Below are 13,831 nucleotides of genomic sequence, written 5' to 3'. Positions count from 1 at the left end.
TCTGTGCGGAGCGGCGGGGCCGCAGCGCCTTCAAGCGGTTTCCTTCGCATCTGGCTTACGCCGTCGCTTGCGTCTCTGCCGGCAGCGCTGTCGCCCCCCGCAACAGGCGGCCGGGCCGCGCACCCGTAAATTCGCCCATCGACCGCACCTCCACCCCAGAGGCTATCGTGTGAAGGTATCCCTCGGCACCCTGCAGGAGACGTTTCCCGCCAGCGGGAAGATCATAGACGATTTCGGGCCGCGTCACCTTCAGCGAATCGAAGTCAATGACGTTGATGTCTGCACGGAATCCGGGTCTCAGCTGCCCCCGATCGTGCAAACCGTACGAACTGGCCGTTGCCAATGTCTGCTTGTGCACCAAGTGCTCCAGGGGCAGGCCCGGCCCCTTGACGCGGTCACGAGCCCAGTACGAAAGCAGGAAAGTCGGGTACCCCGCATCACACAGCGTCGCAACGTGTGCACCCCCGTCGCCAAGGCCGCACACCGTGTGCGGTGATTCCAGTAACGTGCGGATAACGGTCAAATCTCCATCAGCATAATTCTCAAATGGGAAGAACAGCAACCCCTTGCCATCGGATTCGAGCATAAGTTCGAGGGCAAGATCCCACGCCGTTCGATTTGCTGCAGCCGCCCTCGCGTGAACGGTTTCGTTCGGTACCGGTTCATAGTCGAACCCCGGTGTGAACTCGGATGCCCGGGTCAGCCCATAGTCCATGAACTTGGTGTACGGGTCCGTTGGCCGCTCTTCGACCAGCCGTCTTTGCAGGTCCGGGATTTGAAGGGCCGCGATACGGTCTCTCGGCGACAGACCTGCAATCGACTCCCAAGCCGGGTGCGTCTTGAACGGATTCATGCTGGTTTCCAGGCCCATCATCACGCCGATGGGACGGCATCCGACCTGACCTCTGACCTGCAGCCCAGCCTGATTCGAGCGCTCGATGGCCCCCAGCGTTTGCCGCCACAACTGGGGTTCACGGTCGATCTGCAGCAAGAGCACCGAGAGCGGACGCCCCGAACGCCGGGCGATCCCCTCCAGGATCTCGTACTCGCCGGGACCGAAGTCCGTGTTGCACTGGAACACTCCTGCCCCTGCCCTCCGCATGGCCTCAGCCAACCCGGACAGTTCCGCGCGGTCGGCCGACAAACCGGGCGTCATGCGGCCATCGGCGGCCCTGTGCTTGGTCGTCCTTGATGTCGAGATCCCGACTGCGCCCGCGCGCAGCGCTGCTTCGGCCAGATCCCGCATCTGACTGATTTCATCTTCTGTGGGCGCCGCTTCATGGTCGGCGCCACGCTCCCCCATCACGTAGAACCGGAGCACGCCGTGCGGGATTTGCGCCGCCACATCCATTGTCCGAGGGGTTTCGGCCAGGACGTCCATGTATTCGGGAAACGATTCCCACCGAAAATCAACGCCTTCCGACAAGACCGTACCCGGGATGTCCTCCACCCCTTCCATCAGGTTAATGAGATAGGGCTCGCTGCCCGGACGCACAGGAGCGAAGCCGACCCCACAATTTCCGAACACCGTCGTGGTAACGCCGTGCAGCGAGGAGGGTGTCAGCTCGGCATCCCAGGTCGCCTGGCCGTCGTAGTGCGTATGAATGTCCACCCAACCGGGCAGCACCAGTGCCCCGTCCGCATCGATGGTCCGTCTTGCGGGACCGTCCACGGTCCCCACCGCCGTCACGATATCTCCCTGCACCGCCACGTCAGCAGTCCGAGCCCTGGCACCGGTGCCATCGACAACGGTGCCGCCCCTAATCAAGAGATCGTGCATCAGGAGAATCTTACCGGCTGCTGACGACCTTCATAGTAACCCGGTGAAATGGAGCGGGACAATCGCGCAGCCGCCGGTGCGCTCGAGCCAACCTCAATTTCCGAGCACGATGGGCCGAAACTTGGCAGCACTTCGCAGCCGATCGGCTCGCTTTACCGGCCAGTGTCCGCGGTCGCGGCTGATCGGGGGTTCCCCATGCTCCGCGCTGTCGTCATGCAGTACAGCTACATTTTGTTTGGGATGTGACGGAACGGAGTACCACCATGTCTGAGGAACGCTACCAGCAGGGCCTTGAAATTCGGAGAAAAGTCCTGGGTGATCGGTATGTTGATCGGGCGACCGGGCACAGTGATCCGCTGACGGACGATTTTCAGAATCTGCTCACTGAGTACTGCTGGGGCGGTGTCTGGGGCCGTGATGGGCTGAGCATGGCGCGCCGCAGTCTCAACAACCTCTGCATTCTGGCCACCCTTGGCCGAGACGAAGAATTCGAGTTGCACGTTCGAGGTGCGCGTCGCAATGGATGCACGTGGGAAGAGATACGAGAGACCCTCATCCAGGTCGCAGTCTACAGTGGGATGCCGGCGGGAGTTGCGGCCTTCCGGATCGCGAAACGGGTCAGGAATGACGAGAAGGCAGGCAAGACGCCTTCATGACCGACGAATCGCTGATCATGCTTGATTATCGGGGGCTTCGGTGCCCGCTGCCCGTCATTCGGGCCCGGAAGGCATTGCGGCGCGTGTCGTCCGGCAGCGAAGCCCTGATCAGCGCTGACGATTCGTCCGCACCGGCAGACTTCACGGCCTTTTGCGAGATCGCCGGCCACGAGCTCCTGGGAATTGTCGAGCGTGAGGGGGTGTTCGAGATCCGGCTTCGTACGGGGCGTAAGGGGCGATAGCGGACGATTCGTCTTCCGGCGGCAGACCCCGCCGTCCGACAACAAGGCGACCCCGGTTTCGGATCGTCAGTCAGGCAACTGCGTGAGGAATCCCCTGGCCGCTTCAACGTCAAGCTGGAACGCCACGCCCGCCCCCTCCTCTTCTTCGAGGCCACCGGCCTCCGTGATGGCTGCCAAGACACGTTCAGCCCGACTGGCCGCCACCACGAGCATCAGGGCATCGCACATCAGTTGCGTGTCCATGCCAAGGAACGTCTTCGCGGGCGCGCGGCCCTCGCCACGCGCCTGGTGGATGACGGTGATGCCCGTAGCCCCGGCCGCCCGTGCCGCTTCCTGCAAGTCCTCCGTGCGGGTATCGGGAACGATGGCAATGATGAGCTTCAGCTTCATGAGGTCCTCTCGCGTCGTCTGGTCCAGCGACGGTAACGCAGCAGCCAAGCCGCCGTCCACGCGTAGGCCAGTACCGAAATGATCGGAAAGAGGCTGGCGAAGGCAATCAGTCCAAAACCATCGACAAGCGGGCTGCGGCCCGGAATCGCCGCGGCCAAACTGATTCCCAGTGCAGAAACCACGGGAACAGTCACGGTCGAAGTGGTGACGCCGCCGGAATCGTAGGCAATCGGGATCATGACCCGCTGCGCCCAGATTGTCTGTGCGGCAACCAACAGGTAGCCCGCCATGATGTACCAGTGGAGTGGCGTACCCGAAACGATCCGATAGGTTCCAAGCGCCACCCCGACCGCGACTCCCAGGGCGACGGCCAGCCGGAGCGGAAACGCCCGGATCGTGCCGGCGGACACCTGTTCGGCCTTGATGGAGACCGTGATTAAAGCCGGTTCCGCCACTGTAGTGGCAAACCCGATCGCAGCTGCAAAGACGTACACCCACAGGTACGCGCCGGGTGGCCCGATTTCGCCTTCGGTCAGCCCCAGGAAGTCAGGCGCTGTCAACTGCGCAGCCATGCTTCGGCCCAGGGGAAACAAGGCGCTTTCCAGTCCGGCACCAAAAAGGGCCAAGCCGGCAACGACGTAGCCTAGGCCGATCAGTTTCCTGCCAGGATGACGCAACGGGCGACGCAGGACCACGACCTGAAAAACAAACAGGAGAAGGATGATCGGGAGCACGTCGGAGAGGGTCTGCAGCAGTGCCGGCACGAGGTCGACGGCTGCCTGACCGATACCGGTCACGACGCCATTCCGTAACCGAGCACAAAGATGATCGGAAAGAGACTCGCGAGCGCAATCATTCCGAAACCGTCCGTAACCGGGCTTCGGCCGCGGATCCCCGTCGACAATCCAACCCCGAGCGCGGCCACGAGAGGCACCGTGATGGTCGACGTGGTCACGCCACCCGCGTCATACGCGATTCCCACGAATTCAGGCGGCGTGAATGCCGTCATGACCAGCACCACCATGTAGCCACCGATCACGATGAAGTGGATCGGCCATCCGCGGATGATGCGCATGACCCCGAGCACGATCGACGAGCCCACGGAGACAGCAACAACCTGCCGAAGCCGATTTGACCAGTGCTCGATTGCTGCCGGCGTCGCTTCGATCATGCCAGCCTCGGCGGCAATCTTGCCGGCCTCCCCTGCCACCGCGATCAATGCCGGTTCGGCAACCGTGGTCCCGAAACCCAAGCCGAAAGCAAAGACCAGGAGCCACGGCACACTCGCCTTCGCCGTGAGGGCATTCGCCATGTCCTCCCCGATGGGGAACAGGCTGGTCTCCAGCCCGTGAATGAACATGGCTAGCCCTAGGACAACGAAGACCAATCCCAGCAGGATGGATTCGAAGTCGGGCAGCGGTTGGCGAAAGATGACGAACTGGAAGAAAGCGACGACGCCGATCAGCGGTGCCAGGTCACGACCGGCCCCCGCGAAGAGACGCAGGAACCGTCGGAGAGCCCGCCCTGGGGCAGATGCGCCGCGACGCGCTAGCTGCAAAGCAGGTGAAGACGGAATCCGCATGCCGACACCCGCTCGTCGCACGTTCCGACGTGTCATGCCCACAGTCGGATCAGAAGTCAACCAGTGCGCCTACGTGCGGCTCCGGAGAGCTGTACAGCGCATCGTTACGGGGTTTCCCTGGCTGTGTCCTTTCATCCGTGCAGCACTGCACTAGTCGTTCCACACTGTCCGACGGACCGCCGCCAGCAACCGAACTGACACGTGTACCGCCCAACAGCTCCCCACACGCCATCGTCGGCAGCGTGCGGGAACAACATCGCAATGTTCTTCAGATAGTCGTGAAAATAATCATTCAACACACTATTTTAATTGCCTCTTTCTTCCTATCCTTTCTATCAATCTCGACTGAGTTCGAGTCACTCGTACCCTCCTGAACGTCACAGAGGGCTAGAAGGATGCCGGACGCCGTGCTGCAGCGATGTCCGCGCGTTCCTGGAGTCTCTCTGCGTGTGTCAGAGTACCAGGTGCATGACAACGAGGGCGAGCGATCGCCGCCTGTCAGAACAGCCCTTCTACCTGACCTTGGGCGTCCAGACGGATACGATTGGCCGCGGGCTCTCGCGGCAGACCAGGCATCGTCATCATGTTTCCGCAGATCGCCACGAGGAACTCGGCGCCTGCAGCGATTCGGACTTCGCGCACGGAAAGGGTGTGGCCGGTCGGCGCTCCCTTGCGGGCAGGATCCGTGGAAAAACTGTACTGCGTCTTGGCCATGCACACCGGATAGTGCCCGTAGCCCTCGTCCTCGAATCTTTCAATCTGCGACCGAACGCTCGCGGGCGCGGATGCGGATGCAGCCCCGTAGATCTCCCGTGCGATTAACTCGATCTTTTCCCAGAGGCCAAGATCATCGGGATAGAGGGGCTGAAATGACGTCGGATTACCCTCGATCTGGTCCAGCACGCTGCGGGCGAGCAACTCCGTGCCGGCACTGCCGTCCGCCCAATGGGTGCAGGGAACTGCCACCGTTCCACGTGCAGCGCAGTAATCCTGGATCGCCGCAATTTCCGACTGGGTGTCGCTGGTAAAGCAATTCACTGCAACCACTGCCGGTACACCGAACTTCGCGACGTTGTCCAGATGCCGGCCGAGATTCTCAAGGCCCCTCTGGACGGCCTCGAGGTCCTCGCTTCCCAGATCCTTCACCGCCACGCCGCCATGCATTTTCAGCGCCCGCACCGTCGCGACCACAACGGCCGCGGCCGGCGTGAGTCCGGCCTTTCGACACTTGATGTCAAAGAACTTCTCAGCCCCGAGGTCGGCTCCGAACCCCGCCTCGGTCACCACGTAATCCGCAAGCTTCAACGCGGCGCGAGTCGCGATCGCCGAATTGCAGCCATGGGCGATATTGGCGAACGGTCCCCCGTGCACGAACGCCGGGTTGTTCTCAAGAGTCTGGACCAGGTTCGGCATCAGTGCGTTCTTGAGCAGCACCGCCATTGCACCGTCCGCCTGCAGGTCCCGCGCCCGGCGAGGCTCGCGCTCCCGGGTCCGCCCGACGACAATGTTGCCCAACCGCCGCTCGAGGTCGGCGATGCCCTCGGCCAGGCAGAAGATGGCCATGACCTCCGATGCCACGGTGATGTCGAACCCGGACTGCCGCGGAAAGCCGTTGCTGACGCCCCCGAGGGACAGCACCACGTCGCGCAGGGCCCGGTCGTTCATGTCCACGACCCGGCGCCATCCTTCCCGTCGCGCGTCAAGCTGCAGCGCGTTTCCCCAGTACACGTGATTGTCAACCATCGCGGCCAGGAGATTGTGGGCGGCACCGATGGCATGGAAGTCGCCGGTAAAGTGGAGGTTAATGTCCTCCATCGGGACCACCTGCGCGTAACCGCCACCGGCAGCGCCCCCCTTGAGCCCAAAGCACGGCCCAAGGCTGGGCTCCCGAAGGCAAATCGCCGCTCGCTTGCCGACGCGATTGAAGGCGTCGCCCAGCCCGACCGTTGTGGTGGTCTTGCCTTCTCCGGCAGGGGTGGGCGTGATGGCCGTCACCAGCACGAGCTTGCCGTCGGGGCGTCCCGACATCGAGTCGATGAAATCCAGGTCGAGTTTGGCGACGCTTCGACCCCATGGAACCAGGTGCCTCGCCGGAATCTGCAGTCCTTCGCCAACTTCCTGGATGGGAAGAAGGTTGGCGGCACGCGCAATCTCGATATCGCTGGTCTGGTGCATGGGCTTGGCCTGTCGCGGTCAGCGCTGCAAGTCGCCCGACCGGAAAGCCAGCATTCCTAGCATGCCGACGCAGGGATGGGAATTCGGCTCCAGCTGACAGGAAAGCCCGCCGGAGCCTCCCGAAGCGCCTGCGTTTCGCGAGGGATTAGGGCCGCTCGGGCCTGCCCCAACGTGCCGCGATTGCCACATCCGCACTTCATCCCCTTCTGGTGAATCCACGCGTGCGGATCGCCGCCGTGGCAGCTCCGGGTCCTCTTGCCGGTAGTCTTCAGTCCAAGACGACACTTGGGTCGATCGCGGGAACAGACGCAGATGCGTCACTGGAGCCGCCAACCACGTGCGGCGAGGATGTCCGAGAACTCTTCCATCCGAGCCGCTTTCTCGTAATGGATTCGGGCAACCCTGCGCTCATCGGCAACGAAAAAGTGGATCTCGGAATACATGCAACCGGACGGACAATCCTCCCACGCCTGGCGGAACACCAGGAACCATTCGCCATTCGAGCGCGACACCTGGATCCCGGGGCCGTCTCCCATCGGGGCGTCCGGTGACGCAGTGATCATCCCATCAAGGGATTCGTACCGCGCGGCAACGCCCGGAACGTCCAAGTCCGAATCGAAATCCATCACGAACATGTCCGGCAGGTGGTGAAACGTTGCAATTGCCCTAAGGCCAACGGCTCGATTGAGCGCATCAAACCCTGCGTGGCCGGTACAGAACGGAGCGAGTGCTCCGCGTTCTCCAAGCCCCCGCAGGACCTTCCCACCCAGTGACGGGTCCGAATGCAGGATCAGCCGCCCAGGTTGCCAGAGAGGGCGAGCCGTGACCGCTGCCATGTCGGGCCAAGTCGTTCTTATGCGGGTCAGAATCCTGTCGAGACTCGCGATGAGAGCAGCCCGTTCAGGCCCGGTGCGTGCATCGGGGTCATGGGAGCGGGTCAAGGCGTGCCGAAGCAGCACTAGGCTCTCCGGTTCGGGCGACAGAGGCAATGAGCCGTGCAAGACCATTGGTGCGTCGTCTTGGCATTGGGCCAATGCGGGCCCGCCGGCCAGCAGGCAGCCTGACGCTGCCAGGACCAGCGCACCCTTGGCCCACGACCTCTCAATACCACCGGCGCTCAGGATGGTCGTAGCGAATCCCATCCAGCGGATTGTAACGGCCCTGTGGGCCGCTTCGGCCGCGAGGGGGCTCCGACGGTTTCGTCATCGAGGCCGGCGCACCATGCCGTGCGCCATCAGCGATGCGGGTAACCCGTGCCCAAGAGTGGAACCACCAAGTCGCCCGCATATCCTGTATGCATTGCGCTGCGGATGGTGCGGTTCCTGGAGGCATGAGACAGGCGATGCAGGCGGACGCGCAGAGGGACCACCCGCTGTACCTGACGACGAAAGAGGTGGCAGCGCTGCTCCGTGTGAAGGAACGCAAGGTCTATGATCTGGCTGCTAGCGGCGGGATTCCGCACCGCAGGGTCACCGGAAAGCTGCTCTTCCCCAGTGCCGAGATCCTGGCGTGGATCGAGGGTGCGGGCACATCGATGCCCCGGGAACGGCCCGCTGTGCTTACCGGCTCGCATGACCCACTGCTTGACTGGGCGGTAAGAGAATCCGGTTCAACTCTGGCAACCCTCTTCAACGGCAGCGTCGACGGCCTCAAGCGATTCTCCGAAGGGCGGGCGGCCCTAGCCGGCATCCATATCCCGGAACACCGGGGCTGGAACGTGCAGACGGCTGAAGAGATGGGAATCCGCGCCAGCGTTCTCATTGCGTGGGCGGTGCGGGCGCGGGGACTGATCCTGTCGGATCGGGTGCAGGGCGAAGTGACGCAAATGGCTGACTTGAAAGGGAAACGAGTCGCCCTCCGCCAACCGGGAGCAGGCGCCGCGGCAATCTTCGAGGATCTGCTGGCCAAGGCGGGGTTAACGCTGAACGACTTGGTCCCGTCCAGCGGCCTTGCCCGGACCGAAAGCGATGCAGCCGCAGCAGTGGCAGCCGGTGAAGCCGATGCCGCGATGGGAATCGAAGCTATGGCACGCCAGTTCCACCTGCCGTTCCTGCCGCTCGTCGAGGAGCGGTTCGACTTGTTGATCAATCGCCGTGCGTATTTCACGGAACCCGTACAGACACTGTTGGCGTTTGCCCGCAACGAACCTCTGCGGCGCAAGGCTGCATCCATGGGCGGCTACCGTCTGACCGACCTCGGGACCGTGCGCTGGCTATCGCCGTAGGACCCTCTCGGGCCAGCACCGATCGGCACATGTGCCGGCCAGACGTTGCCGCAAAGTGTCGCGATCAATGGGTTCTGATCAGAGCGCAGCCTCTATGGCACCCGCCGGGCATTCGGGAAAAAGACTTGCCGACCGTCGACCTTGTAGGACGCAATTGCGGTCTGGCCGTCGCTGGAAAGAACCCAGTCGACAAACTGCTGGCCCCACTTGGCCTTTACCCGCGGATGTCTGTCCGGGTTCACCAAGATGATGCCGTACTGGTTGAAGAGCCGCGGATCGCCTTCGACCATAACCCGGTAGCCATGCTTGTTGCCGAAGCTGATCCAGGTTGCCCGATCAACCATGGTGTAGGCACCCAGTCCGATTGCGGTATTAAGGGTTCCTCCCATGCCTGAGCCGGTTTCGCGGTACCAGGAACCCGAAGCGGCGACCGCATCCACTCCTGCTTGATGCCAGAGCCGCAATTCTGTCTTGTGCGTTCCGCTGTCGTCTCCGCGCGAGGCAAACAGTGCATCCGAATCGGCAATCCTCGACAAGGCGACCACGGCATCGGTTGCGCCGGCCACACCAGCGGGATCAGCGGGCGGGCCGACAATGATGAAATCGTTGTACATGACGTCCGCCCGACTGACGCCATGGCCATCTGCAACAAACTCGTTCTCTGCGACCCTGTCATGGACAAACAGCACGTCGCCGTCGCCATTCGCCGCATTCTTGATCGCTTGGCCGGTTCCCACCGCAACAACGCGTACCTCGATGCCGGTCTTCTCCCGAAACACCGGAAGGATGCGATCGAACAGGCCTGAATGATCGGTCGATGTGGTCGACTGGACGACAATGAACTTCTCGGTCGCGGACGACCTGTCGCTTTGCCCAAGGATCGCCACTGCGGCGACAGTTAGGCCGAGCAGCGTCCTTCGGGTCATGACGTACACGCTTGCTCCGAGAATCTTCCGTTACGACGATGAATCCAGGTATAGGCGCCCTTCGAGCCAGGCCCGGGCCGCTTCCGAACGCGGCGCAGTGAGAACATTGGACACGCGACCGGTTTCGACAACGCGACCGGCATGCATGAACACCAGATCGTCACCTAGCCGTCGCGCCTGTCCCACATCGTGCGTCGCGAGGACGATGGTGACTCCGTCAGCATGGGCCTCTCGAATGAGCTGCTCTACTGCGTGGGTAGAGACCGGATCAAGGCTTGCCGTCGGCTCGTCAAGAAACAGTATCCGGGGTGCGCAGGAAAGCGCCCGGGCAACGGCGAGGCGCTGTTGTTCACCCGCGGACAGCACGCAGGCCTGTCGGGCGGCCAGTCCTTCGAGTTGTGCCCGCTGCAAGGCCTCGGTCTCTCTCATGGCGCGTTCTGAACCCGTAAAGCCCCGCACTGCGAGGGCGAAACGAAGATTGGCGATAACCGATCGGCGCAGCATGACCGGGCGCTGAAACACCATCGCCTGCGCGTGTCGACCCCTCCGGTCAAGTGGCCGGCCTCGCCAGAGCACCTCTCCTCTCGTTGGCGGGATGAGACCGTGTAGGAGCCGGAGCAGTAGGCTCTTGCCGGTCCCGTTGGCGCCCATGATCATTGTCCGCCTGCCCGCGCGGATATCGATGTCGATGCGATCGATGAGCCGTCTTCCACCTGCGTCGAAGCAGAGTGCGCGCGTCTCAAGGAGCACCTCGGGTGATGCCGCGCGCTGCGTCTCTTCGCGCCAGGCGGGTGCTGGCGATCGCACATTGAATTCCGTTTCAAGCATACGTCACCCGTGCTGCCGTAGCCCTGAATGTCATCACGGCTCCGTTCACGATCAGGGCGATGGTGAGAAGGACGACACCCAGGGCCAGGGCGACTTCTAGGTTGCCCTTCGAGGTCTCCAGGGCAATGGTGGTGGTCATGACACGAGTCACATGGTTGATGTTGCCGCCAACCATGATCACGGCACCCACCTCGGCGACCGCACGTCCGAACCCTGCCAGCGCCACCGTCATGAGGCTGAAACGCGCATCCCACAACAGTGCGACCACCCGATCGAAGGGGCCGACCTCAAGCGAGGCAAACTGCTCGGCGTAGTCAGCATGGAGGTCTTCCACGATCTGTTTGGTCAACGCCGCGACGATCGGCGTGACCAGGATCGTCTGCGCAATGATCATGGCCGTCGGCGTGTAGAGCAGCCCGAGCGGCCCCAGCGGTCCGCCGGCCGACAGCGCCATGTAAACCATCAGTCCCACGACCACGGGGGGCAGCCCCATCAGGGAATTGAGGATGACCCCTGCCAGTGACCGGCCAGGGAATCGAAGTGCGCCGACCACCGCGCCGATCGGCAAGCCAATGACGCAGGCAGCAGCAACGGCGGTCAGCGTGACTCGGAGCGACAGCCCGATGATTTCCAGGAGGTCCGGGTCACCGGTCACGATCAAGCCAACTGCCTCGCCCAGACTCGCCAAAAAGCTACCCATTGACGTGATTCCTTCCTCTTTACGAAAGAAAAACAAAAAAGCGCCGTTAAATCCACCTAACTTAAGCCAAGTGCCAACGGGACCGGAAGCCCGGGTACCTTCGAAAGACTCGATGGAATGGCGAGCAACGAACGCGGTCCTTCGACGCACGACCGCACCGATTGCGGCCTCGACCCCAGAATTTGTCGGATCGTCTCACCAACGCCGCCAGATCCATCGTCGGCAGGGTCTCCGGCGGGCCTTGCGCCTTCGCACCCAAAGGTCGTTATGTTCCCGGACAGATTGGATCACCTCCGTCACGAACCGCGGCGGATGACAAACGGGGGCTAACCACGCATTGCGCAGCATGCCGCGAGCTGCACTGCACGGTCAGTTCCGGTCTGTTGCATTATCCTCCGGGTTTCCGCCTGGCAGCTCGACTTCCCGGTGTATCAGTCCCGACCATTTTGTTTCGAGTCCGACGATGACTACAGCTCCTCCCGCCATCAATCACGGGGTCCGTTACGAGGCCGATGAACGCCCCTCCATCCCCTTAACTGTTGGCTTGGGGCTCCAGTACACCGTTCTATCCGCTGCCGGCGTGGTCTTCATACCGGCGGTGCTCATCACGACGGCCGGCGAGAGCGAGGCCTACCTGACCTGGGCAGTGTTTGCGGCGCTGGTGGTGAGCGGACTAGCCACGATCGTGCAGGCGGTCCGCATCGGAAGGCTGGGAGCTGGGTACATCCTGGTGATGGGCAGCACCTCGGCATTCCTGGCGGTCAGCGTAACGGCACTCGAACAAGGAGGGCCGGGACTGCTGGCCACCCTCATCGTCGCCTCCTCCTTCGTCCAGTTCATCCTTGGCGCCAAGATGGCCGCCCTGCGGCGCGTGTTTACGCCTACCGTTGCCGGCACTGTGCTCATGCTCATTCCGGTGAGCATCACGCCCATTGTCTTCCGGAAGTTCATGGATATTCCGGAAGGCGTGGCGCCAGCTGCCGGACCTGTCACCGCGGTCATCACCCTGGCCACCATCATCCTGATTGCGCTGAGATGCACCGGAACCTGGCGTGTCTGGGCGCCTGCTGTCGGGCTTGTTGCCGGAGGTCTAGCCGGATTGGCATTCGGAATTTATGACGTCGATCGTGTCGCGGACGCCCCGTGGATCGGTCTCCCCTCATTCAGCGCTTACCCGGGCCTCGACTTGAGCTTTGACGCCACATTCTGGGCTCTACTTCCTGGATTTCTGATCATCACGCTTGTAGGCGCGATGGACACGCTGGGTGATGCCATCGCCATCCAGCGGGCTTCCTGGCGCCGGCAGCGCGCCATTGACTTCCGGTCTGTCCAGGGAGCCATCAATGCTGACGGCCTCGGCAACCTCATGTCTGGCATCAGCGGGACAGTTCCCAACACGACGTACGGGAACAGCATCTCGATCGCCGAACTGACAGGTGTCGGCGCTCGCTCCGTTGGCGTATGCGTCGGCCTGCTGTTCATTGTGCTGGCGTTCCTGCCGAAACCCGTGGCCGCCATTGTTGCGATGCCGGGTCCAGTGGTGGGTGCCTACATTGCGGTGCTCATCGCCCTCCTGTTCGTGTTTGGCGTGAAGATCCTGATCAACGACGGGCTTGACTACCGAAAGAGCTTGATCGTCGGTTTCGCCTTTTGGATCGGTCTCGCCTTCCAGTTCGACCTTGTCTACCCGGAGTTCCTGGAGGGTGCCTGGGGAGCATTGCTGGGCCATGGCATGACGGCCGGAGGGATCTGCGTCATTGTCCTGTCAGGCTTTCTCGATCTGACCAGCAAGAGACCCAGACGGATCCGCACTGCTCTCTCCAGTGATGCGCTGACCGAGATTGACGAATTCCTGGCCGACTTCGCCCGGCGAACGCAGTTCGACGAGCAGATGACGATCCGGCTGCGCGCCGTCGGCGAAGAAGCAGTGCATCTCTTGCTCGGGGATGGCAGCCAAGACCCGGACCGCCAGCTGCTCGTGGTGGCCAGACCCGATGAACTGTCAGCGGACCTGGAGTTCATCGCCGGCGGTACCAGCATGAACCTGGAAGATCAGCTTGCGATGCTGAGTGAAGGTGTCACGGATCTTCCCAACGAGTCAGAGACACCTTTGCGGCTGCTCCGTCACTACGCCACGTCGGTACGGCACCAGCAGTATCACGACACCGACATCCTGACGATTCGGCTGCAGCCTCGAGGGCCTGACTGATTTCCGCTCTCGTCCTTCGTGACCGGGTCACATTGCACGGAACGGCGACCTTCGAGCAACTCAGGTACTAGTCTCCCCTCCTCCTGACCAGACACAACGCCGGCGACGGACCCGGACTC

13 protein-coding genes are annotated in these 13,831 nt (G+C 62.6%); 4 read left to right on the top strand and 9 right to left on the bottom strand.

From position 1 onward, the window contains the following. Positions 1-55 precede the first annotated feature (55 nt). Positions 56-1,780, bottom strand: coding sequence for an amidohydrolase family protein (locus OXH60_00270; GenBank protein MDE0710558.1), 1,725 nt, complete (start codon positions 1,778-1,780; stop codon positions 56-58). A gap of 263 nt (positions 1,781-2,043) precedes the next feature. Between OXH60_00270 and OXH60_00265 the strand changes: the two genes are divergently transcribed. Then, positions 2,044-2,436: a carboxymuconolactone decarboxylase family protein gene (locus tag OXH60_00265; protein ID MDE0710557.1), complete on the top strand. Its 393-nt coding sequence runs from the start codon at positions 2,044-2,046 to the stop codon at positions 2,434-2,436. Next, positions 2,433-2,678 carry a sulfurtransferase TusA family protein gene (locus OXH60_00260; GenBank protein ID MDE0710556.1) on the top strand — a complete coding sequence of 82 codons (246 nt, stop codon included), beginning with the start codon at positions 2,433-2,435 and terminating at the stop codon, positions 2,676-2,678. Before OXH60_00265 ends, OXH60_00260 begins: the two co-directional genes overlap by 4 nt. Before the next feature lie 66 nt (positions 2,679-2,744). Here the strand turns inward: OXH60_00260 and OXH60_00255 are convergent, their stop codons facing one another. The 5 genes from OXH60_00255 to OXH60_00235 form a co-directional block, all read right to left on the bottom strand. Next, positions 2,745-3,068, bottom strand: a complete 324-nt coding sequence (locus OXH60_00255; protein ID MDE0710555.1) for a P-II family nitrogen regulator — start codon at positions 3,066-3,068, stop codon at positions 2,745-2,747. Beyond that, positions 3,065-3,865 carry a DUF1538 domain-containing protein gene (locus tag OXH60_00250; GenBank protein ID MDE0710554.1) on the bottom strand — a complete coding sequence of 267 codons (801 nt, stop codon included), beginning with the start codon at positions 3,863-3,865 and terminating at the stop codon, positions 3,065-3,067. Before OXH60_00250 ends, OXH60_00255 begins: the two co-directional genes overlap by 4 nt. Further along, positions 3,862-4,686: a DUF1538 domain-containing protein gene (locus tag OXH60_00245; protein MDE0710553.1), complete on the bottom strand. Its 825-nt coding sequence runs from the start codon at positions 4,684-4,686 to the stop codon at positions 3,862-3,864. Before OXH60_00245 ends, OXH60_00250 begins: the two co-directional genes overlap by 4 nt. A gap of 462 nt (positions 4,687-5,148) precedes the next feature. Next, positions 5,149-6,825 (bottom strand): formate--tetrahydrofolate ligase, encoded by a 1,677-nt coding sequence (locus OXH60_00240; GenBank protein MDE0710552.1) that lies wholly within the window; start codon positions 6,823-6,825, stop codon positions 5,149-5,151. Positions 6,826-7,142: 317 nt separating this feature from the next. Next, a complete protein-coding gene (locus OXH60_00235) occupies positions 7,143-7,784 on the bottom strand; it encodes a hypothetical protein (GenBank protein ID MDE0710551.1) in 642 nt (213 codons plus the stop codon). A 383-nt stretch (positions 7,785-8,167) separates the two neighbouring features. Here OXH60_00235 and OXH60_00230 point away from each other — a divergent pair, with 383 nt between their 5' ends. Continuing rightward, complete coding sequence (locus OXH60_00230) at positions 8,168-9,049, top strand: helix-turn-helix transcriptional regulator (GenBank protein MDE0710550.1); 882 nt, start codon at positions 8,168-8,170, stop codon at positions 9,047-9,049. 92 nt (positions 9,050-9,141) lie between these two features. Here OXH60_00230 and OXH60_00225 read toward each other — a convergent pair whose 3' ends face one another. From OXH60_00225 to OXH60_00215, 3 genes are read right to left on the bottom strand one after another with little or no spacing between them, the layout of a single operon-like run. Beyond that, complete coding sequence (locus OXH60_00225) at positions 9,142-9,975, bottom strand: substrate-binding domain-containing protein (protein MDE0710549.1); 834 nt, start codon at positions 9,973-9,975, stop codon at positions 9,142-9,144. A 30-nt stretch (positions 9,976-10,005) separates the two neighbouring features. Then, a complete protein-coding gene (locus tag OXH60_00220; GenBank protein ID MDE0710548.1) occupies positions 10,006-10,782 on the bottom strand; it encodes an ATP-binding cassette domain-containing protein in 777 nt (258 codons plus the stop codon). A 13-nt stretch (positions 10,783-10,795) separates the two neighbouring features. Then, positions 10,796-11,503 carry an ABC transporter permease gene (locus OXH60_00215; GenBank protein ID MDE0710547.1) on the bottom strand — a complete coding sequence of 236 codons (708 nt, stop codon included), beginning with the start codon at positions 11,501-11,503 and terminating at the stop codon, positions 10,796-10,798. 463 nt (positions 11,504-11,966) lie between these two features. Here OXH60_00215 and OXH60_00210 point away from each other — a divergent pair, with 463 nt between their 5' ends. Then, on the top strand, positions 11,967-13,712 hold the full coding sequence (locus OXH60_00210) for a hypothetical protein (protein ID MDE0710546.1): 1,746 nt from the start codon (positions 11,967-11,969) through the stop codon (positions 13,710-13,712). Positions 13,713-13,831 lie beyond the last annotated feature (119 nt).

The sequence above is a fragment of the Rhodospirillales bacterium genome (assembly GCA_028824295.1).
Taxonomy (GTDB): Bacteria; Pseudomonadota; Alphaproteobacteria; order TMED109; family TMED109; genus VXPW01.
The sequence above is the reverse complement of the archived record's forward strand: the minus strand, read 5'-3'. Positions and strand labels throughout refer to the sequence as shown.

Coding starts and splice junctions, on each gene's coding strand:
- OXH60_00225 (MDE0710549.1), bottom strand. CDS start 9,975: ATGACCCGAAGGACGCTGCTCGGCCTAACTGTCGCCGCAGTGGCGATC.
- OXH60_00230 (MDE0710550.1), top strand. CDS start 8,168: ATGCAGGCGGACGCGCAGAGGGACCACCCGCTGTACCTGACGACGAAA.
- OXH60_00255 (MDE0710555.1), bottom strand. CDS start 3,068: ATGAAGCTGAAGCTCATCATTGCCATCGTTCCCGATACCCGCACGGAG.
- OXH60_00245 (MDE0710553.1), bottom strand. CDS start 4,686: ATGACACGTCGGAACGTGCGACGAGCGGGTGTCGGCATGCGGATTCCG.
- OXH60_00260 (MDE0710556.1), top strand. CDS start 2,433: ATGACCGACGAATCGCTGATCATGCTTGATTATCGGGGGCTTCGGTGC.
- OXH60_00270 (MDE0710558.1), bottom strand. CDS start 1,780: ATGCACGATCTCTTGATTAGGGGCGGCACCGTTGTCGATGGCACCGGT.
- OXH60_00215 (MDE0710547.1), bottom strand. CDS start 11,503: ATGGGTAGCTTTTTGGCGAGTCTGGGCGAGGCAGTTGGCTTGATCGTG.
- OXH60_00265 (MDE0710557.1), top strand. CDS start 2,044: ATGTCTGAGGAACGCTACCAGCAGGGCCTTGAAATTCGGAGAAAAGTC.
- OXH60_00240 (MDE0710552.1), bottom strand. CDS start 6,825: ATGCACCAGACCAGCGATATCGAGATTGCGCGTGCCGCCAACCTTCTT.
- OXH60_00210 (MDE0710546.1), top strand. CDS start 11,967: ATGACTACAGCTCCTCCCGCCATCAATCACGGGGTCCGTTACGAGGCC.